Source organism: Paraglaciecola hydrolytica, from assembly GCF_001565895.1.
Taxonomy (GTDB): Bacteria; Pseudomonadota; Gammaproteobacteria; order Enterobacterales; family Alteromonadaceae; genus Paraglaciecola; species Paraglaciecola hydrolytica.
In genome coordinates this window covers 912,792-932,769 of record NZ_LSNE01000003.1, presented here as the reverse complement: position 1 = coordinate 932,769, position 19,978 = coordinate 912,792, and the positions used below count along the sequence as shown (strand labels likewise).

Genomic DNA, 19,978 nt, shown 5'->3' with positions numbered 1-19,978 from the left:
GGATCTTAAAAACATGAATTTTGTACGCCATAACATCAGAAACAAGTTGTTGCTGTTATTTGTTTCAGCATTGCTGATTATATTAACGGCAGCTTTTTCGGGATTTTCCGCAATGAAATCGGTTATCCAGGAATACAGCGATACAGTTAATCATGATGTTTATTATATGGCCGAGGTGGGCGCCTTAAATGTCGAGTTTAAAACTCAGGTGCAAGAATGGAAAAACTCACTAATACGCGGCAATGATCCCGAACAATTGCGCAAATATTGGGGCAGTTTCAACAAACTGGCCGAACAAATTCAGCAACATTATCGCCAATTATTAAGTCAAATGGACTCAAGCCATCCGGCCTATGCGCCTTTAAGTGCTTTTGCCGGCAACTATCCAATTATGCTCAGTGCTTACCAAGACGGCCACAGTGCCTTTGTTGAGGCTAATTTTAATATCAGTGTGGCAGACAAGAGTGTTAAAGGCATTGATCGCGAACCAACAGAAAATTTAAATAAGGCAATCGACGTCGTTAACCAAAAAATCACTACCATGAAAAAAGCCATGGAAACTCAATCAGCCAATGCCTTGTTATACAGCAATGTTATTTTAGTGCTGGCTAGTATCATGACCTTGTTGTTAGTTAGCTGGTTTGTAAATAGCCGCATTTTGTTGCCCTTAAATGATGTAGCTAAGGTGTCGAGACATATCGCCATAGGTGATTTTTCCAGTGAGATTAATGTGACGACCCGCGATCAAATCGGTCAGGTGGGTGAAAACTTTCAATCGATTCAACTGGGTTTGAGCAAAGTACTCAGTGGCATTGTTAAAGACGTACAGCATCTAGGCAGCATTATCGAAGAGTTATTTGCCGCTTTTGAGTATTTTAAAAAAGGCATTTCCACCCAAGTCAACGAAACCAATAAACTCAGCAGCAACATGCATGACATGACACAATCTAATGATTCAGTGAATGATGCTATCCATCAGGCAAATACCTTTGTTAGTGAATCAAATACCCTGGCAGACAAGGGCAAAGTGATGTTTGCAGATAATGTGCATACCAGTCAGAGCATGCTGGATGCGACTAATCATGCCTCTGACATTATCGAGTCCCTCAAAAAGGATACTGACGGTATAGGTAACGTGGTTAATGTAATCAATGGCATTGCAGAACAAACCAACCTACTGGCCTTAAATGCGGCCATTGAAGCAGCCAGAGCTGGTGAATCCGGTCGGGGTTTTGCGGTGGTGGCCGATGAAGTCAGAACGCTAGCGACTAAAACCCAAGCATCGACTAAACAGATCTCAGATAATATCAAAAAACTGCAAGCTGAAGCGGATAGAGCGGTCAAGGCCATGAGCCAGGGTAAAGAACAGGCCGCGATTAGTCTGGAGCAGGCAAAAAAATCCCAGGAATTTGTGGATAAATTGCATGAGGCGTTTAATCAGATTAATCGTTTAAATCACGTGATTGAGCAGGAAATGACCCAGCAAGACCGCCAAACCAAAGATATCAATGCAGCGCTCAGTGCCATTGAAACCCAGAGTAATAGTTCGCAACAACACGTACATAAAATGGATGAAGCTTCCAGAGTGCTAGCAGATATCTACCAACACATTAATAGCTCCACTAAAGACTTTAAATTAAATAAATCGGCTAGATAAACCGACTCGTTTTGCTGTGACAAATGCGGTTTGTCATCTTGTGCTTAGCAACAACAAAATTACCGCTTGCTAAGCACTCAACTCTATCAAATTTCACCCACATAGGCACCCGTCTCAAAGACATCAAATTTGGTTTCCGGCATGCCGGTTACAAAAATAGTGCATTGTCCCCATGCTTTAGGAATATGCCATTGATTGCCATTTACTGCGGTAAAGCGCGAACGTTTATTGGCACATCTAACTTGCACTTCGTCTAGTGAGCCCTGATTTACCGCTAAGGCAAACGTATCGCGGCTGAGTTTGTGGTAAAACTGACCACCTTCATGAATAGTGGCTTCCATAAGTAGGGGCTCGCTGCCCTTAACTAATTGGCTGACCTGTTCCGCATAGGGCTGGAGTTTTGTCAGTAAATTTTCGTTGTCGTCTGTGGCCTCTAATCTTTCAATACTCTCTAAGGCATTCAGATACTGTTGACTGCTTAGATTCAAAATAAACTGACGTTGAATGAGATATAAATAGGAGTCACTTGAGAGCTTTTCTTTTGAGCCGGAAAGTGCACGATTTACGCTTTTTAATTCGCGCTCCTGATCATCTATTGCTTTGGCGTAAACAGCATCAGCTAAATAAAAATAGGTACTTTCACTGTGATTCCATAACTGGCTATCACCTAACTCAGCCAACATAGTTGCGGCTTGTGCTAAGTCTTTATTGGCAATGGCGTCGGTGATGTCGATGTAGCGTGCCTTAAACTTACGGGTAACCCCTTTTTGCTGCTCTAATACAAAGTCCATTTGCACCAGCATTTGGCACTGCTCAATGGCTTCGCCATCTTGCATGGCCGGACTGTATTTCCACTTTTTTACGGCTCTTAACGCTTCTTTTTCAAAGCTGCTTAAGCCACTGGAATCTTGGATTATAGGATCAACAACGTTACCTTCTTTATCGATGACGAAGCTCACTTTTGCCCAACCTTCTTGGCCGCTTCTGGCCGCAGACATTGGATATTTTGGTGCTATACGCTCAATGGATTTAGCATTAATAACAGTGGCTATATGTTCTGACAAATTGTCGTTATTTTGGGCAAAAATATAGCTCGATGAGGACAATAAAATCCCCGTGTAAATCAGAGTGCCTATGTTTGTTTTCATGTTTCTTCCTTGGATTTCTTTAGTTAATTTAGAGAAGATAAACGACCAAGATCTATAAAGCAAATCTGCAGTTTTAACTTGTGCTTGGGTATGAAATCTAATCCTTAGTAATAATTGGCTATGCCCTGTTTGAGTGGAAAAATAGTTCCCAGCGTTTTATGTTGTCATTGTGAAAAAGGCAAAACAGATGAAAGTCTGTGACGCAAAGCTTCCGGTCTAAGGCGCTGAACAACAGTAAGCACTATGATAGCGGGGTTACCAGACAAGCTTGTTTATTTAAGAGCTTGGAACTTCTTTTTCATATTTTACGCATTATCTCAGTTGTTAACGACCAGCTCTGAACCAGCAGAGCCTCGTTTTTAAGGATAAAAATATGATTATTTTAGTTGGCGGTGAAAAAGGTGGCAGCGGTAAAAGCTGTCTAGCACAAAATATTGCGGTGTATTTACGCACCGAAAAAAAATCCACCGTATTAATGGTGGATTGTGATCCACAGCGCACTACCTCAGATTGGATCCAAGAACGCAACAGCTCATCCAAACTCAGTAACATCAATTGTGTGCAACTTTACGGTAAAATCCGTAATGAATTATTGAGTTTGAGTAAACATTACCAATACGTGATTGTCGATTGTGGTGGTCAGGATAATTTGGCCTTACGTTCATCCATGTCAGTGGCTGACCATATTTTAATTCCTTTACGTCCTAAACGCCGTGACCTAAAAACCGTGACCCACATGGAAGACATCGTTTCGACCTGTAAAATGGTCAATCCTAAAATGAATGCCGCCTTTGTGATCACTCAATGTCCTGCATTGCCCTCATTAGCGTCACGCATATTGGAGGCCAAAGACGTTTGTCGTTCATTTGAAGTGGATGTGCTCGATGCCATTACGTATGCCCGCAATATTTATGATGACAGCGAAGAATCAGGCAAGTCGGTGATGGAAATCGAACCTGATGGCAAGGCCGCTGCCGAGATCCGCGCGATGGTTGAAGAACTTTTTAGTAAAGGACAGCACAATGTCACTGAGCAGTTTGAAAAAATCCGCGCCGTCGGCTGAGCACCAAAATCTTAGCGTAGATGAGTTTATCCAAGGCGCCGAATATTATGCTTGTGGATTGAAATTGATTTCAATGCATGAAGAGCCAGGCTTGTCGGACGAGCCATTAAAGCGAGCGACCTTTACCTTGGGTAAGGTCGCCATTGCAAAGTTAAATGCCTTGTCGCGTCAAACAGGTTTGGCGAAGTCTCGTTTAATCAGGCAATGGTTGGATAATCAGATGAACCATTAATATTTTTTGTAGAAGCGGCTTTAGCTGCGAAACATTATGCACATGCAGTGCTTATCTCTCAGGCTTATACCCCTAAGATCCTCAGAGAAATCGCCGCTGCCGAGGTCCGGTTATCCACGCCGAGTTTTTTATAAATTTGCTCTAGGTGTTTATTCACCGTACGTGGGCTCATGCTAAGAATTTGTGCAATTTCCCAACTAGTTTTTCCGTAAGACACCCAATACAACACCTCGGATTCGCGCTTGGTGATGGGCAGGCTTTGTTGCAGATCCGCCGGCGTTTTTTCGGTTTTGGCTTGGATAATACGTAACAAATGTTTATCGTTTTGCTGGCGTTCATAAGCCAGTTTAATCGGCTGACTAAAACTAGGGATCAGTAAATCTTGCGAATGATCTCCTTGCAGCCACTGTTTGATAAGCGGTGCGATAGTGGCCCAAGGGCTAGCGTCAGTGCTAGCCAGTGTATCCATTAGCTGATGCACTCTAGGCGTGGCCCACGACAATCGCCCTAACTCATTGACACAAAATACCGTATTGCCTGCATGATCCAATGCATCATGGGCGCTTAGCGCTTGTTTGGCCGTGCGAATGTGAGTTTTAATGCGGGCAATCACTTCATCGGGTGAGATGGGTTTGGTTACATAATCAATACCACCCGCTTCAAAACCCTTAACAATATCTTCTACATCACTCAGCCCCGTCATAAAGATAACCGGGGTATTAGGTAGGTTTTGTTTGAGTCTTCGGCAGGTTTCAAAACCATCCATTTCAGGCATCAAGGCATCGAGTAGTACCACGTCGGGGCGCACTTTTTCGGCAATCGCCAAGGCTTGAATGCCATTTAATGCCACCAGCGCGGTAAAACCCTGATTGTTCAAAGCGATATTGAGCATGCCCAAAGACTCAGGTGAATCATCCACGACTAATACGACATCACTCATTGTGTTCTGCATGACACCGTTCCTCTAAGTACTGAATGATTTTGGGAAAATTACATAGCTCAACGTAAGTCTTGATTTGTTGACTCACCTCGGTGGGTAAATCAAAGTTTTGTTGTAGCTGGGCAAATTTGTCGTTGAAACCTGACAAATAACCGATTTCTGCCAAGGTGATCAACTCTCGGTAGTGCTTTTTGCCAATACGTGTTTTACGCCGAGTAGCCGGTTTACTGGAAACATTATCAATGGCTATATTTTCTTGATATTGCCATTGCAGATTGAGTAGCCCACCTATGGTATTGACCAAGGCCTGCAAGTTTATAGGTTTGGCCATATAGCCATTATGGTAACCGTCGGCAGCCTGAGTATGATCCGCATCACGAGCATTGGCTGACACCATCAAAATAGGCATATTATAGGCTAGTTCACGTAATTGCTTGGCCATTTGCCAACCATCCACATCAGGCATGCGCACATCCAAAATAAGTAAGTCGATGTGTGACTGACTTAGTTGTAACAAGCCCGAGGCGGCATCATGGGCCAATAATACGTTAAATCCTAAGGGAGTCAGGATCTCAGACATCATTAAACGTTGATTGATTTCATCGTCAATGATCAACACTGTTTGACGGTCACCATGGTAACCAATCGTTTTAGAGGGCGTAAACTCGGCTTTGATATTTTGTTTACTTGGCGCCACTAACATCAAACGTAAATTAAAAGTAGAACCTTTACCCAGTTCACTGCTCAAGGTAATTTCGCCGCCCATTAATTCGGTGAGTGAGCGCGAAATCGTCAAGCCCAAGCCAGTTCCACCAATGGCCTGAGTTTGAGCATTACGGATTTGTTCAAAAGGTTTGAATATGGCGTCTTGGTCACTTTTGGCAATGCCAATGCCGCTATCAATAATGCTAAAAGTCGCCACTTGGTTACGATAAGTAATTTTTAAACTGACCGAGCCTTGTTCGGTAAACTTAATCGCGTTAGAAATTAAGTTAATCAAAATCTGCCGAAAACGCTGTTTATCAGTGGTGACTATTTCTGGCAAATTAAGACTGGGCAAATAATGAAATTCGATGTTTTTTTGCCGCGCAATCATCTGGAACATATCCACCAATTGTTGCAGGGTGGTTTTTAGATTGATCTCGTCACGATGCAGAGTGACTCGGCCTGCTTCAATTTTTGAAATCTCCAATAAACCTTCAATCAAATCAGCCAAATGTTCGCCGTTACGCCGCACTATGCCCAGAATATCCCGTTGTTTAAGGGGTAGGGTTTCGTCTTGACTGAGCAGTTGCGCATACCCCAACATAACATTTAAAGGGGTGCGCAATTCATGGCTAAGACCTGCCAAATAACGGCTTTTGGCCTCATTGGCAGATTCGGCCACCACTTTGGCATCTTGCAGCGCCAGAGAAGTGTGTTCATGGGCGTTGATTTCCGTGGCCAGTACTTCTGCCAATGAACGTAATTCTTTGAGGGCTAATTGATTGCTGTTACGGGCTAAAATAAACAGCCAACTGACGATGCCGATGATGATCAACAACAAGAAAAATATTTTCACTAAGGTGACTTTAAATACATCTTTAACCGCTTCGTCTGCCAGCGGTACTTGCAGGTAGATCAAAAACAAAATACCGGCGCCGATAATGCTCATACCCAAGGTTAACGTAATAAATTGGGCCAGCGGAGTTGTCATTAGGTGTAATAAACGGGTACTCAGGAAACGTTTAAAAAAGTGCTGGGATTGTTTAGATAACGTGGCATCTGGCCGACATTTATCCCCACAGCGCACATCCAATGAGCAGCATAAAGAACAAATCGGCTTTTGATAGGCCGGGCAATAACTCATGTCTTCTTGTTCAAATTCGTTTTCACAAATATGACAGCGTGTTGTGACTGTAATGGGCGTTTGCGGATTTTTAACCAGATAATATTTGCCCTTGGTTAAATACCCAATCACAGGCACGGTGACAAAAGGCAAACCACAGGCAATAAACGAGCCCAACGCCTGGGCGGTTTCACCATACCAATTAAAATGGGCGGTAAAACCCACAAAGGTGGCGATGATCATCGAGCCCACGCCGACTGGGTTAATGTCATATAACTTGGCCCGTCTGAATTCAATGTGTTTGGGGCTAAGGCCCAAGGGTTTATTGATAATCAAGTCAGCGACCACTGAGCTTAGCCAGGCCAGTACGATGACTGAATACACCGACAGCATGCTTTCAATGGTTTGGTATATCCCCAGCTCCATTAATAACAACGCAATGGCAACGTTAAAAACCATCCACACTACGCGCCCTGGATGGTTATGCGTGACTCGCGAAAAAAAGTTCGACCAGGCTAAGGAGCCAGCATAGGCATTGGCGACATTGATTTTTAACTGCGAAAGCACCACAAAGCTGCACGCTACGATAATGGCGATGGTGGGATTATCAAACACCAGACTGTAGGCCAAATTGTACATATGTGCCGGATCTGCTGCCAGTGCTGCTGGTACCCCCTGAGTCAGCGCAAAATAAGCCAGAAAAGAGCCCAATAAAAGTTTAAGCGCGCCAAAGATGATCCAGCCGGGGCCGGCCGTGATAAGTGCAGCCCACCAGCGCCAGGTTGAGCGTTTAGGTGATTCGGGCAAAAAGCGCAGAAAATCCACTTGTTCACCAATTTGTGCCACCAACGACAACAAAACCGCAGACGCAGCCCCAAACAACATGATGTTGAATGACTGGCCTTCACTGCCTGCCGTACCATTAAAGCTAATCCACTCAAGAAAATGGCTGTCTTCATGGCGAAATACAAAATACAGAGGGGCCAGTTGTAGGATGATCCACAAGGGTTGGGTCCACACCTGAAAGCGGCTGATATAGGCGATACCGTGAGTGACAAGTGGCAGCACTACCAGCGCGCTGACCACATAACCAATGGCCAGTGGCAAACCAAATAATATCTGCAAGGCCATAGACATAATGGCGGCTTCGAGGGCAAAAAAGATAAAGGTAAACGAGGCGTAAACCAATGATGCTATGGTGGAGCCGATATACCCAAAACCCGCACCACGACTGAGTAAGTCTATATCTACCCCATACTTGGCGGCGTAGTAGCTGATGGGTAAACCGGTCAGAAATACCACTGCAATCAAGGCTAAGATTGCCCAAACCGAGTTGGCAAAACCAAAGTTTAAGGTGATGGCGCCGCCAATGGCTTCTAAGACTAAAAATGACACTGTACCCAATGCCGTAGCGGCAATGCGACTCATGGACCATTGACGTGCGCGCCGGGCGGTAAAACGCAGGGCAAAATCTTCCATCATCTCATTGGCAACAAGTTTGTTGTAGGTTCTGCGTGTGGGTAATATATTTTCTATCGAATGCATGAACTGCCTAGTTTTTTCCTTTGAGTGGCTAGTGTTACAAGCCTTGCGCCAACTTCGAGCCAGTCTTTTTCGCCAGTGACTCTGCTTACTTTTACCTATAAGAATCCGGGATTTTAAAGATATAACGCACGCGCGTATCCTACACAATCCCTCTCCCTCTGCCTATGCGCAGTTTTACGTAGCCTAGTGCGCGTTTTTGCCAATATTGTTACTTGCCAATCCAGCACATACTAAACCCAGTCGTAAATCGCTTTGTGCATTAAGCGGCATTCTCAACAAAAGTAAAAAAAGCAAAAACTAAACACACATTGTTAACGGACTTTTTAACTTTACTACTGGAAAACTACCATGAACCTACGCACTAAATTTACCCCGATAGCCGCAACACTTTTGCTATCTCTAGGCATGACCACTGCTGCACAAGCTGAAATATCAGCTAAAAATCTAAGTGTGAGTGGTTTTATTGACATGTCCTATTTGTCTATCGATGTGGATGGACTGGGCTCATCTCATGACTCTGGCATCGACCAAGTTGAATTAAATTTTGGCTATGATTTTGGCAACAAACTGACCGCAACAGTGGACGTGGAATATCAAAATAATGCTGAAGGTGTGGATGTTGAACAAGCCTTTATCTCGTACGCAATATCTGACAACTTAAGCATAAAAGCCGGTCGCTTTTTAAGCTACTCGGGCTGGGAAGCTGAAGAGCCCACGGGTTTGTTTCAGTATTCAGGCACCGGTTATGCCCAGTATTTTTATGGTTATTATCAGCAAGGTATCTCTGCTTTGTATAGCGGCGACAAATTTGCCGTGGCGGTTTCAGTGGTTAACGACTTAGCCGGCCCACAATCAACAGATTCTGAGCATCCAGGTATAGAAACTATGGTGGCGTTTATGCCGACCGAAAGCCTCACGTTTAAAGGTTTTTATTCAGTGGATGGCGATACCAAGATGTTAAATACCTGGGCCTCTTACTCAGCCGATTCTTTAACCTTGGCCGCTGAATATAACTCTTCTGAAGACACAGCGTTTGCAGGCAGTGAAGCAGATGGTTATTTGTTAATGGCAAATTATGCGTTTAGTTCTTTTGGTTTAACACTTAGATACCACGATTACCAAGTAGAAGACGCTGCCGGTGTTTCTTTTGAAGATGCCAGTGGTTTCACTATCTCGCCCAGCTTTTCAGTTAACGACAACTTATTGATGGTGTTTGAATACCGCATGGACGAAGTCAATGGCGTAGATGTTGATTATTTGGCTGTTGAAGCTCTGATTACCTTTTAATCATTTATATAAATTACCCGCATAAAAATAGGAATTGAATAATGAAATTTAAAAAGCTCCTTATTGCTAGCTCAATTATCGCTAGCAGTTTAGTTAGTCAAGTAGCAAGCGCCGCCGACACCATCAAAGTAGGTGTTCTACATTCATTGTCGGGCACTATGGCCATCAGTGAAACCACCCTCAAAGACACCGTTTTGATGATGATCGAAGAGCAAAATAAAATGGGTGGTTTGTTAGGTAAAAAGCTTGAAGCCGTAGTGGTTGACCCTGCCTCTAACTGGCCTTTGTTTGCAGAAAAAACTCGTGAATTACTCGCCAAAGAAAAGGTGGATGTCATCTTTGGTTGCTGGACTTCAGTTTCACGTAAATCAGTATTACCGGTGATTGAAGAACTTAACGGTTTACTGTTTTATCCCGTGCAATATGAAGGTGAAGAGTCGTCTAAAAACGTGTTTTACACCGGCGCGGCACCTAATCAACAAGCAATTCCAGCGGTTGATTATTTAATGAATGAAATTGGCGCGACTCGTTGGGTATTGTTAGGTACTGATTATGTTTATCCACGTACCACCAATAAAATTCTGGAAGCCTACTTAAAATCCAAGGGCGTCAAAGATAAAGACATCATGATCAACTACACACCTTTTGGTCATTCTGATTGGCAAGGCATAGTATCTGATGTGAAAAAGTTTGGTTCTGCGGGCATGAAAACTGCAGTGGTATCAACCGTTAACGGTGATGCTAACATCCCCTTTTATAAAGAATTGGGTAACCAAGGTATTTCCGCTCAAGATATTCCCGTGGTGGCTTTCTCAGTCGGTGAAGAAGAACTTTCAGGCTTTGATACTAAGCCATTGGTGGGTCATTTAGCCGCATGGAATTATTTCCAAAGCATTGAATCTGAAGGCAACTCAGAGTTTATCGCTAAGTGGAAAAAATACATCAAAGACGACAAACGTGTGACTAACGATCCAATGGAAGCCACCTATATCGGTTTCAAAATGTGGGCCAAAGCGGTTGAGAAAGTGGGTAGCACCAACGTCGATGCGGTTGAACAAGCCATGATCGGCGTCACTGTGCCTAACCTTACCGGTGGCATAGCTGTCATGAACGCTAACCATCATTTGTCTAAGCCGGTATTTATTGGCGAAATCCAAGACGACGGCCAAGTTGAAGTGGTATGGCAAACAGCAGATACCGTTATTGGTGATGCCTGGTCTGACTTTTTACCTAGCTCTAAAAACCTGATGTCGGATTGGACTCCTCCTATGTCATGTGGCAACTACGATGTTTCTACTGGTAAGTGTTCTGGAAAAATGTAGTTCAACAGTTCATGTGTAAGTTTAGGGATTAAGCTCCCTTTACTCCCTTGAGGAACCTTAATTGGTTCCTCCTTTTTTGTTAGTTTTTTAGGTGGGCACGTGATGATACTTTTTGCACGTTTGATTTTTTTAATGTTGTTTATCGTCGCTCTGTCTTGGCCGCTGAAAGCCGCCGAGTTTGAAAATTTTGAAACAGCCCTGACGGCACTTCCTGAGGCAAATTTTAAATCTTTGCCTGAGCTGTTAGAGGCCATCGCCGAGTTAGATGATCAACGAGTAAGCTCTTTATTTACACATTTATCCAAAGGTGAAGTGTATTTCCAAAAGTCCGATAAACAGGTTTTTTATGTTGTTGATCAAGCCGATGGTACTGCCAACATTGTTGATGTAATAAGTGGCGAAGTCGTCCAAGACATTAATAAAAATCAGTTGAGCAAAGTTAAAACCACCAACAGTATCCGCAGCGGAATTGCGCAACTGCAGGCACAATTAAACCTTAATCACCAAGACTCAGCCATTCGCTTGAACGCTGCTCGTGAAATGCTGGCCGATGTCACTCGTATTAGTGATAAACGTTTAGCCGACAGACAAACCAAAGAAGAAAACAGCGCGGTAGCAGACATTTTGATTTTGATTGCTGCCCTAAAAGAACTCAGCAAAGAAGATAGCGCAGCACAGTTAGCGGCTTTGGAGAGCTTAGATTCAAGCTTAGAGCCTGATGTACGCCAGGTACTAGTCGCAGCCAGTCAAGATAAAGAGCGTTATAGCCCCGAAGTACAAATCAAGATCAAAGCCACTTTGGCCAGTATTGAAAACCAACGTAATTTGTATTCCTACGCTGAAAATATCTTTTTTGGCTTGAGCTTAGGTTCGGTATTACTGCTCGCGGCCATTGGCCTAGCCATTACCTTTGGGGTGATGGGCGTCATCAATATGGCTCATGGTGAAATGATGATGTTAGGTGCCTATACCACCTATGTGATCCAGCAATGTTTTCCTAATTTAATTGAATATTCCTTATTAATTGCCATTCCCGCCGCATTTTTAGTCTCGGGTTTGGTGGGGGTATTGATTGAACGTAGCGTGATCCAGTTTCTTAAAGGTCGGCCACTGGAAACTCTATTGGCCACTTTTGGCATAAGTTTGATCTTACAACAACTGGTGAGAACGGTGTTTTCACCCCTTAATCGTCAGGTTATTGCGCCCGAGTGGATGAGTGGTTCGTGGCAAATTAATCCGGTGTTTTCAGTCACCTTCAACCGTTTGTACATCATTATTTTTTCCTTGATAGTGTTTTTTATGTTGCTGATATTTTTGAAAAAATCAGCCCTAGGTTTGCATGTACGTGCCGTCGCGCAAAACCGTGATATGGCAAGGGCTTTAAGCATACGCAGTAACTGGGTAGACGCCGCCACTTTTGGTTTAGGTTCAGGCATTGCTGGTATTGCCGGCGTGGTATTGAGTCAGTTAACCAACGTAGGACCCAATTTAGGTCAGGCTTATATTATCGATTCGTTTTTAGTGGTGGTATTTGGTGGGGTTGGCAACTTATGGGGCACCCTAGTATCAGCCATGACTTTAGGTGTACTCAATAAATTTTTAGAGCCTATCACTGGGCCTGTTATGGCCACCATTATCGTGTTGGTAGGTTTGGTATTTTTTATCCAAAAACGCCCCATGGGTTTGTTTCCACAAAAAGGCAGGGCGGTTGAATGAAAAATTTTATGGCCTTGTTTGCCACTCCCGTACAACGAGTTACTGGAATACTCGCCATCGTGACGCTCTATGTGACTCTCGCCAACGGCTTGTTACCGCCAGATTCTTTTTTATATGTCAGTGACTACAGCGTTACCTTGTTGGGCAAGTATTTATGTTATGCCCTATTGGCTCTATCCGTTGATTTAGTTTGGGGTTACTGCGGCATTTTGAGTCTCGGTCACGGCGCTTTTTTTGCGTTAGGCGGCTATGCCATGGGCATGTATCTGATGCGCCAGATTGGTGATCGTGGTGTTTACGGTAACGCCGACTTGCCCGACTTTATGGTATTTCTCAACTGGGATGTCCTGCCTTGGTTTTGGGCGGGCTCAGACAGTTTTATCTGGATGGTGGTAATGGTGGTGCTGGCACCAGGATTATTAGCTTATATCTTTGGGGTGATGGCGTTTCGCTCACGCGTCAGTGGGGTGTATTTGTCGATCATGACGCAAGCCATGACTTATGCCCTGTTACTGGCATTTTTCCGCAACGAAATGGGCTTTGGTGGTAATAACGGCCTGACAGACTTTAAAGACATATTGGGTTATTCGCTGCAATCGGGTAGCACCCGCTTAAGTCTGTTTATTATTACCGCTGTGGTGTTATGGCTGGCCTTTTTTATCTGCAACCGCATTGTTAACTCAAAAGCAGGCAAGATTGTGATGGCCATTCGTGATGCCGAAAACCGCAGTCGTTTTGTCGGTTATAACACGGCCAGTTACAAAGTCGCCTTGTTCACCTTTTCGGCAGTGCTGGCGGGGATCGCAGGTGCGCTTTATGTGCCACAAGTGGGCATTATTAATCCCGGTGAGTTTTCACCGATCAATTCCATCGAGATGGTGATTTGGGTGGCCATAGGCGGGCGTGGCACTTTATATGGCGCCATAGTAGGTGCTTTAGTGGTGAGTTATGCCAAAACGCGTTTTACCGCCATCATGCCCGAAGCCTGGTTGTTTGCCTTAGGTGGTTTGTTTGTACTGGTAACCTTGCTGCTACCAAAAGGACTCGTGGGTTTGTGGCCAACATTAAAAGCCAAAGCACAACAGCTGTGGCCTAAAACCAAGGAGCAAGCACTATGAAACAGCAAGCTTCTGTCATGGGTGCCACCGAAAATTTAGTCCCTGATACTCGCCATGGCGTGATCCTGTATATGGAAAATGTCAGTGTTAGTTTTGATGGTTTTAAAGCTCTCAATGATCTTAATTTGTATATCAATGATGGTGAGTTGCGCTGTTTAATCGGCGCTAACGGTGCAGGCAAAACCACCTTAATGGACGTGATAACCGGTAAAACCCGACCCGATCAAGGCAAGGTTAACTTTGGTCAGCAAATTGATTTACTTAAGCTTAACGAAGCGGAGATTGCACAAGCAGGCATTGGCCGAAAATTTCAAAAACCCACAGTATTTGAAGCCCTCAGTGTGTATGAAAATCTCTACCTCAGCCTCAAGATGGACAAAGGAATTTGGTGTTCATTGTGGCATAAACTCAATGGCGAACAGAAAGACGATATCGAGCGTATTTTGGCCACCATAGGTTTAACTGAACAACGTCATGGTTTGGCCGGCAATTTGTCTCATGGACAGAAACAGTGGTTAGAGATTGGCATGTTATTGGCGGCCAAACCTCGGGTATTGTTAGTAGATGAACCCGTTGCTGGCATGACCTTGCAAGAAACCGAACGTACCGCCGAGCTATTAACTTCATTGGCCGGCGAGCATTCAGTTGTAGTCGTTGAACACGACATGAGTTTTGTACGCTCCATTGCCCGGACTGTTACCGTCTTGCATCAAGGCAGTGTATTGGCTGAAGGCACTATGGCACAAATTCAGAGCCATCCCGACGTGAAACGAGTTTATTTGGGCGAGGAGTCGACATGATCAAAGTCAGTGGTTTAAATCAGCGTTATGGCGGCAGTCAAATATTATGGGATGTAGACATGCACATTCCCGAAGGTTCACGAACCTGCATTATGGGACGCAACGGGGTGGGTAAAACTACCTTACTTAAATGTATGATGGGCATGTTGCCTAGCGCCAGTGGCAGTATTCATATTAATGGTGAAGATCTCAGCCGCAGCGGGATTGAACGCAGGCCAAACATTGGTGTGGGTTATGTACCTCAAGGACGGCATATCTTTGGCCAGCTCACGGTGGAAGAAAATCTTAAAGTCAGCCTTAATTGTTTGCGTCAAAAAAATAAAGGTATTCCAGAAGAAGTGTTTACTTACTTTCCGGTACTCAAAGAAATGTTAGCCCGTCGTGGTGGTGATTTATCGGGCGGTCAACAGCAACAATTGGCCATTGCTCGTGCCTTAGTGCTTAATCCTAAAGTATTGATTTTGGACGAGCCCAATGAAGGCATTCAACCCAATATTGTGCAGTTAATACGTGACGTATTGCTGGCGTTGAATAAAGAAAAAAACATGACCATAGTGCTGGTTGAACAAAAACTACCTTTTGCTCGCGCTGTAGGTGAACAATTTCAATTGATGGAAAGAGGTAAAGTGGTAGCATCTGGTCCTATGGAGAACTTGGACGACAAACTAATTGAAAGTTATTTGCAAGTTTAGGTCTTATTTTAAGAGGCCGAAAGGCAAAATACAGGGTTGCGCATATGCCAGATGATATGGCTCTGGGAGTGTCTCAAGTAGCAAAAGAGTCAGACCCTGTTAAAGTGATAGACAAAAAAGCGGCAGACAATAAAGCTGCAGCACCAAGCTGGTTAGCCGAATTAGAGCTAGGTTTTGCGCTACGTGGCAATAAAACGGTTTTGAGTCGTTGCCGTCACCAAGGCCCACTTGGAGTACAGCGCGCTTTTTATCCCGAACCAGATGGTTGTGCTCATGTGTATCTGTTGCATCCGCCGGCCGGCATAGTCTCAGGTGATGTGTTACGCATCAGTGCAACTTTAGAACCAGGTAGTCGCGCCTTACTTACCACCCCTGGGGCAAATCGCTTTTATCGTGCTCGCGACCGTGCTCTAAGTGATGTCAATGACGCCAGCAATCGCCAAAGCCAAATTTGCTCTTTTAGGGTAAAAGACGCGGCGGTACTGGAATATTTGCCTTTAGAAACACTTGTATATGACCAAGCTAATGCCGTCAATCAAGTGGAGATCTACCTTGAAGACTCGGCGTGTTATATGGGCTGGGAAGTACTGTGTTTAGGTTTACCCCATATTCAACAGGGCTTTAAACAAGGCAAGTTACAACAAACCACCACCCTTTATTACAAGCAAAAACCGCTATTTCATGATCGTTTGGACTTGTCGGCCCTCGACTCTTTACATCAGCAAAAAATTGCTTTGGGTGGCCAACATGTGATCGGCAATTTTATTATTTGTGCTGGAAGTTTGCTTAAGCAGCCACAGCAAATAGCGTTATTGGTAGCCGAACTGCGAGAGTGTTTAGCAAGTAAACAACTTGCACAGCAATTTGCGGTTACCGAACTTCAGGGCGTGGTCGTTATCCGCCACTTGGGCGAAAGCAGTGAACACTGCCGTGAAACATTTCATCAATTATGGGGCTGTGCGCGTCAGTTTGTATTGAACAAAATGCAAAATGCACCGCGTATTTGGTACACCTAAATTACGTTACAAAGAGGTTAGCTGTGGAATTATTACCCAGAGAAAAAGACAAATTACTGTTATTTACCGCCGGATTATTAGCTGAGCGCCGTCTAAATCGTGGTTTAAAGCTCAATTATCCGGAAGCTATTGCTTATATTTCGCTGCACATATTAGAAGGTGCCAGAGACGGCAGAACGGTCGCCGATTTAATGGACTATGGCCGCACTTTACTCACCACCGAGCAAGTGATGGATGGCATTAGTGAACTCATTGAAGACGTGCAAGTTGAAGCGACATTTCCTGACGGTACCAAGTTGGTCACCGTACACAATCCAATAGTTTAGGAGCTCACATGATCCCCGGAGAAATTTTTCCTGCCGCTGGCGACATCGTTTTTAATGTAGGTGCTAACACCCAAAGTGTGCAGGTGATCAATAGCGGTGACCGCCCCATTCAAGTAGGCTCTCATTACCATTTTTATGAAGTGAACCCTGCCTTGCAGTTTGAACGTGATGCCACTTTGGGCTGGCGTTTAAATATTACTGCAGGTACCGCCGTGCGTTTTGAACCCGGACAAGCCAGAACCGTTGAACTGGTCGAACTTGGTGGCAGCCGCAGCATTTTTGGTTTTCGTGGTGAAGTGATGCGCCAGTTGGATGCTGCAAAAAAGGAGAATAATTAATGGCTAAAATTGACCGTTATTCTTATGCCCATATGTTTGGCCCAACCGTTGGCGACCGTGTACGTTTAGCCGATACCGAGCTGATTATTGAAGTAGAAAAAGACTTCACCTTATACGGCGAAGAAGTGAAATTTGGTGGCGGTAAAGTTATTCGTGATGGCATGGGGCAAAGCCAGTTGGGTTATGCCGATGTGCCAGATTTAGTCATCACCAATGCCCTGATTTTAGATACCTGGGGCATAGTTAAAGCCGATGTGGCCATTAAACAAGGGCGCATAAGTGGTATAGGTAAAGCCGGTAATCCCGACATTCAAAATGGTGTGACCATCGCCATCGGTGCCAGCACCGAAATTATTGCTGGTGAAGGCAAAATATTAACTGCCGGTGGCATCGATGCCCATATTCATTTTATCTGCCCTCAGCAGGTTGATGAAGCACTGATGTCAGGTGTCACTACTATGATAGGTGGTGGCACTGGCCCAGCGACGGGAACTAATGCGACTACTTGCACGCCCGGCCCATGGAATATGGAAAAAATGTTATTGGCGACGCAAGACATGCCAATGAACTTCGGTTTTCTGGGCAAAGGTAATGTGAGTTTACCCGGCCCGATTATTGAGCAAATTGAGGCTGGGGTTTGTGGATTAAAATTGCATGAAGATTGGGGCACTAGTCCAGCCTCTATCGATAATTGTTTGGCAGTGGCAGATCAATATGATGTGCAAGTAGCCATTCATACCGACACGCTAAATGAGTCAGGTTTTGTTGAAGATACCATAGGCGCTTTTAAGGGCCGTACTATCCATACTTACCACACTGAAGGTGCCGGTGGTGGCCATTCACCGGATATTATCCGTGCCTGTGGCGAAGCCAATGTACTGCCCTCGTCCACTAACCCGACACGACCTTACACCATTAATACCATAGACGAACATTTAGATATGTTGATGGTGTGCCATCATCTTGATCCTTCGATTCCGGAAGATGTGGCTTTTGCTGACTCGCGTATTCGTAAAGAAAGTATTGCCGCCGAAGACATCTTGCATGACTTAGGTGCTATCAGCATGATTGCTTCTGACTCACAAGCCATGGGACGTGTGGGTGAAATGATCACTCGTACTTGGCAAACCGCCCATAAAATGAAGGTGCAACGGGGACCATTGGTGCCGGATACCGAGCAAAATGACAACTTTCGTGCCAAACGTTATGTCGCTAAATACACCATTAATCCGGCCATCAGCCACGGTATTAGCCATGAAGTAGGCTCCATCGAAGTGGGAAAAATGGCTGACTTGGTGTTATGGAAGCCAGCCTTTTTTGGTATTAAACCCAGCTTGATTTTAAAGTCGGGATTTATTGCCGCTGCACCTATGGGTGACCCCAATGCTTCTATTCCTACGCCACAACCGGTTTATTATCGCCCCATGTTTGGCAGTATGGGGGGCGCAGCCGCTAGTCTTTCGATTACCTTTATGTCTGCAGCCTCGATTAAAGCTGGTGTACCTGCCAAGATTGGCATGCGACGCTTGACTTCGGCTTGTATCAATACCCGTAACATTGGTAAAAAAGACATGATACTCAATGACTGGTTGCCCAAAATTGAGGTTGACGCACAAACTTACGAAGTGCGCGCCAATGGCGAATTATTAACGTGCGAACCCATGGCGGTATTACCTTTGGCTCAGCGCTATTGTTTGTTTTAGACAAGGCATGTTTATTCCAAAACACGCCGCTTATATTTTTTGAAGGAAAAAACGATGTTGCAGATCAGTACCCGTTTGAGCCATGTACATCATGTGCCTAACGACAGTGTGACACTGGATTACGATACACGACAAAAAGCGCGGATTAAAATCACCACTGACAAAGGCTTAGACGCCGGTATTTTTATCGAACGGGGCAAACCCCTGTTGATCAACGAAGTATTAAAGTCAGATTGTGGCCAGCATGTGCAAGTACTCGGCGCTTTGGAGCCAGTGACCACCGCTAGTTGTGATGATTGGCTGACCTTTGCCAAGGTCTGTTATCACTTGGGTAATCGCCATACTAAGTTACAAGTTGGCGAGCGCTGGTTACGTTTTAAACCCGACCATGTATTAAGTGAACTGGTACAGCAATTAGGTTGTAGTGTGAGTGATGAAAGCGCCATATTTGAACCAGAAAATGGCGCTTACAATGGTTTAAGTGTGTCCGGTCATAACCACGGTCATGCTCATCATAACGACGATCACCACGGCCATGATCACTAGTTTATGACCAGTAGCTTAGCGCTTACCCGTTTGTTGCAACTGTGCAGTGCCAATTTACCTGTGGGCGGGTTTTCCTTTTCCCAAGGTTTAGAGCAAGCCGTTGAACTAGGCTGGGTAGACAGTGCCGAGAGCACCTATGACTGGTGCCATACCTACCTGCAACAAGCCATGTTGCGTAGCGACTTACCTTTGTTAGCGGCGCAGTTTAGTGCCTTACAAAACCAAGAACTTGAAGACTTTGCCCATAACGAAGACTGGATCAAAGCGACCCGCGAAAGCAGCGAAATATTAATGGCCGATCTCGCCATGGGTAAGGCCATGTTGCGTTTATTAGGCAATTTAGACGAGTTACAAACTCACCCATATTTTGCTGTGATGCAAGATTACCAGTCTTTGAGTTTTATCAGCAGTTTTGCCTTGGCCGCGTGTTTATTTGATGTGCAACATGCTGACATGTTGACCGGTTTTGCTTGGACCTACATCGACAACCAAATTGCTGCAGCCACTAAATTGGTGCCTTTAGGGCAAACTCAAAGTCAAAATTTACTGTTTAAACTAGCCGCTGTCATCCCCCACTGCGTAGACAATTATCAACGTGGCCCAGCCTCACAATTGGGCCAATCTTTGGTGGGTTTAAGCATGGCCAGCAGTTGGCATGAACAACAATATTCACGATTATTTCGCTCATAGGAGAGCTGATT

Annotated in this window: 18 protein-coding genes and 1 riboswitch; of the genes, 15 read left to right on the top strand and 3 right to left on the bottom strand. The window is 44.6% G+C overall.

What is annotated here, in order from left to right; translation table 11 throughout:
- The first annotated feature begins 13 nt into the window (after nt 1-13).
- Nucleotides 14-1,657: a methyl-accepting chemotaxis protein gene (locus tag AX660_RS06580; protein WP_068374221.1), complete on the top strand. Its 1,644-nt coding sequence runs from the start codon at nt 14-16 to the stop codon at nt 1,655-1,657.
- 86 nt (nt 1,658-1,743) lie between these two features.
- Here AX660_RS06580 and AX660_RS06575 read toward each other — a convergent pair whose 3' ends face one another.
- Nucleotides 1,744-2,805 carry an energy transducer TonB gene (locus AX660_RS06575; RefSeq protein ID WP_068374218.1) on the bottom strand — a complete coding sequence of 354 codons (1,062 nt, stop codon included), beginning with the start codon at nt 2,803-2,805 and terminating at the stop codon, nt 1,744-1,746.
- 167 nt (nt 2,806-2,972) lie between these two features.
- Nucleotides 2,973-3,068: riboswitch (cyclic di-GMP riboswitch) on the top strand.
- Nucleotides 3,069-3,178: 110 nt separating this feature from the next.
- On the opposite strand from AX660_RS06575, the gene AX660_RS06570 reads away from it, so the two are divergent.
- Nucleotides 3,179-3,868 carry an AAA family ATPase gene (locus tag AX660_RS06570; protein ID WP_068374215.1) on the top strand — a complete coding sequence of 230 codons (690 nt, stop codon included), beginning with the start codon at nt 3,179-3,181 and terminating at the stop codon, nt 3,866-3,868.
- Complete coding sequence (locus AX660_RS06565) at nt 3,828-4,100, top strand: ribbon-helix-helix domain-containing protein (RefSeq protein WP_068374212.1); 273 nt, start codon at nt 3,828-3,830, stop codon at nt 4,098-4,100. The genes AX660_RS06570 and AX660_RS06565 overlap by 41 nt, the downstream gene beginning before the upstream one ends.
- Nucleotides 4,101-4,164: 64 nt before the next feature.
- Here the strand turns inward: AX660_RS06565 and AX660_RS06560 are convergent, their stop codons facing one another.
- Together AX660_RS06560 and AX660_RS06555 are read right to left on the bottom strand one after the other, a co-directional pair.
- Nucleotides 4,165-5,052, bottom strand: a complete 888-nt coding sequence (locus AX660_RS06560) for a response regulator transcription factor (RefSeq protein WP_068374209.1) — start codon at nt 5,050-5,052, stop codon at nt 4,165-4,167.
- Nucleotides 5,033-8,413, bottom strand: coding sequence for an ATP-binding protein (locus tag AX660_RS06555; RefSeq protein ID WP_068374207.1), 3,381 nt, complete (start codon nt 8,411-8,413; stop codon nt 5,033-5,035). Before AX660_RS06555 ends, AX660_RS06560 begins: the two co-directional genes overlap by 20 nt.
- A gap of 348 nt (nt 8,414-8,761) precedes the next feature.
- Between AX660_RS06555 and AX660_RS06550 the strand changes: the two genes are divergently transcribed.
- From AX660_RS06550 to AX660_RS06495, 12 genes are all read left to right on the top strand, one after another.
- A complete protein-coding gene (locus tag AX660_RS06550; RefSeq protein ID WP_068374204.1) occupies nt 8,762-9,700 on the top strand; it encodes a porin in 939 nt (312 codons plus the stop codon).
- Between the two features lie 41 nt (nt 9,701-9,741).
- On the top strand, nt 9,742-11,022 hold the full coding sequence (gene urtA / locus AX660_RS06545) for an urea ABC transporter substrate-binding protein (protein WP_068374201.1): 1,281 nt from the start codon (nt 9,742-9,744) through the stop codon (nt 11,020-11,022).
- Between the two features lie 102 nt (nt 11,023-11,124).
- Complete coding sequence (urtB, locus tag AX660_RS06540; protein ID WP_068374198.1) at nt 11,125-12,738, top strand: urea ABC transporter permease subunit UrtB; 1,614 nt, start codon at nt 11,125-11,127, stop codon at nt 12,736-12,738.
- The gene (urtC, locus tag AX660_RS06535) at nt 12,735-13,856 is read left to right on the top strand and encodes an urea ABC transporter permease subunit UrtC (RefSeq protein WP_068374195.1); all 1,122 of its coding nucleotides are present in this window, start codon (nt 12,735-12,737) and stop codon (nt 13,854-13,856) included. Before urtB ends, urtC begins: the two co-directional genes overlap by 4 nt.
- On the top strand, nt 13,853-14,656 hold the full coding sequence (urtD, locus tag AX660_RS06530) for an urea ABC transporter ATP-binding protein UrtD (protein WP_068374192.1): 804 nt from the start codon (nt 13,853-13,855) through the stop codon (nt 14,654-14,656). Before urtC ends, urtD begins: the two co-directional genes overlap by 4 nt.
- Nucleotides 14,653-15,348 carry an urea ABC transporter ATP-binding subunit UrtE gene (urtE, locus tag AX660_RS06525; RefSeq protein ID WP_068374189.1) on the top strand — a complete coding sequence of 232 codons (696 nt, stop codon included), beginning with the start codon at nt 14,653-14,655 and terminating at the stop codon, nt 15,346-15,348. The genes urtD and urtE overlap by 4 nt, the downstream gene beginning before the upstream one ends.
- A gap of 44 nt (nt 15,349-15,392) precedes the next feature.
- Nucleotides 15,393-16,364, top strand: coding sequence for an urease accessory protein UreD (locus AX660_RS06520; protein WP_082768759.1), 972 nt, complete (start codon nt 15,393-15,395; stop codon nt 16,362-16,364).
- Between the two features lie 23 nt (nt 16,365-16,387).
- Entirely contained in the window at nt 16,388-16,690 is a 303-nt protein-coding gene (ureA, locus tag AX660_RS06515; RefSeq protein ID WP_068374186.1) for an urease subunit gamma, read from the top strand.
- A gap of 8 nt (nt 16,691-16,698) precedes the next feature.
- A complete protein-coding gene (locus AX660_RS06510) occupies nt 16,699-17,028 on the top strand; it encodes an urease subunit beta (protein ID WP_068374183.1) in 330 nt (109 codons plus the stop codon).
- The gene (gene ureC, locus AX660_RS06505; protein ID WP_068374180.1) at nt 17,028-18,731 is read left to right on the top strand and encodes an urease subunit alpha; all 1,704 of its coding nucleotides are present in this window, start codon (nt 17,028-17,030) and stop codon (nt 18,729-18,731) included. Before AX660_RS06510 ends, ureC begins: the two co-directional genes overlap by 1 nt.
- A gap of 54 nt (nt 18,732-18,785) precedes the next feature.
- Complete coding sequence (gene ureE / locus AX660_RS06500; RefSeq protein WP_068374178.1) at nt 18,786-19,277, top strand: urease accessory protein UreE; 492 nt, start codon at nt 18,786-18,788, stop codon at nt 19,275-19,277.
- Nucleotides 19,278-19,280: 3 nt separating this feature from the next.
- Nucleotides 19,281-19,967 carry an urease accessory protein UreF gene (locus AX660_RS06495; RefSeq protein WP_068374176.1) on the top strand — a complete coding sequence of 229 codons (687 nt, stop codon included), beginning with the start codon at nt 19,281-19,283 and terminating at the stop codon, nt 19,965-19,967.
- Nucleotides 19,968-19,978: the final 11 nt, after the last annotated feature.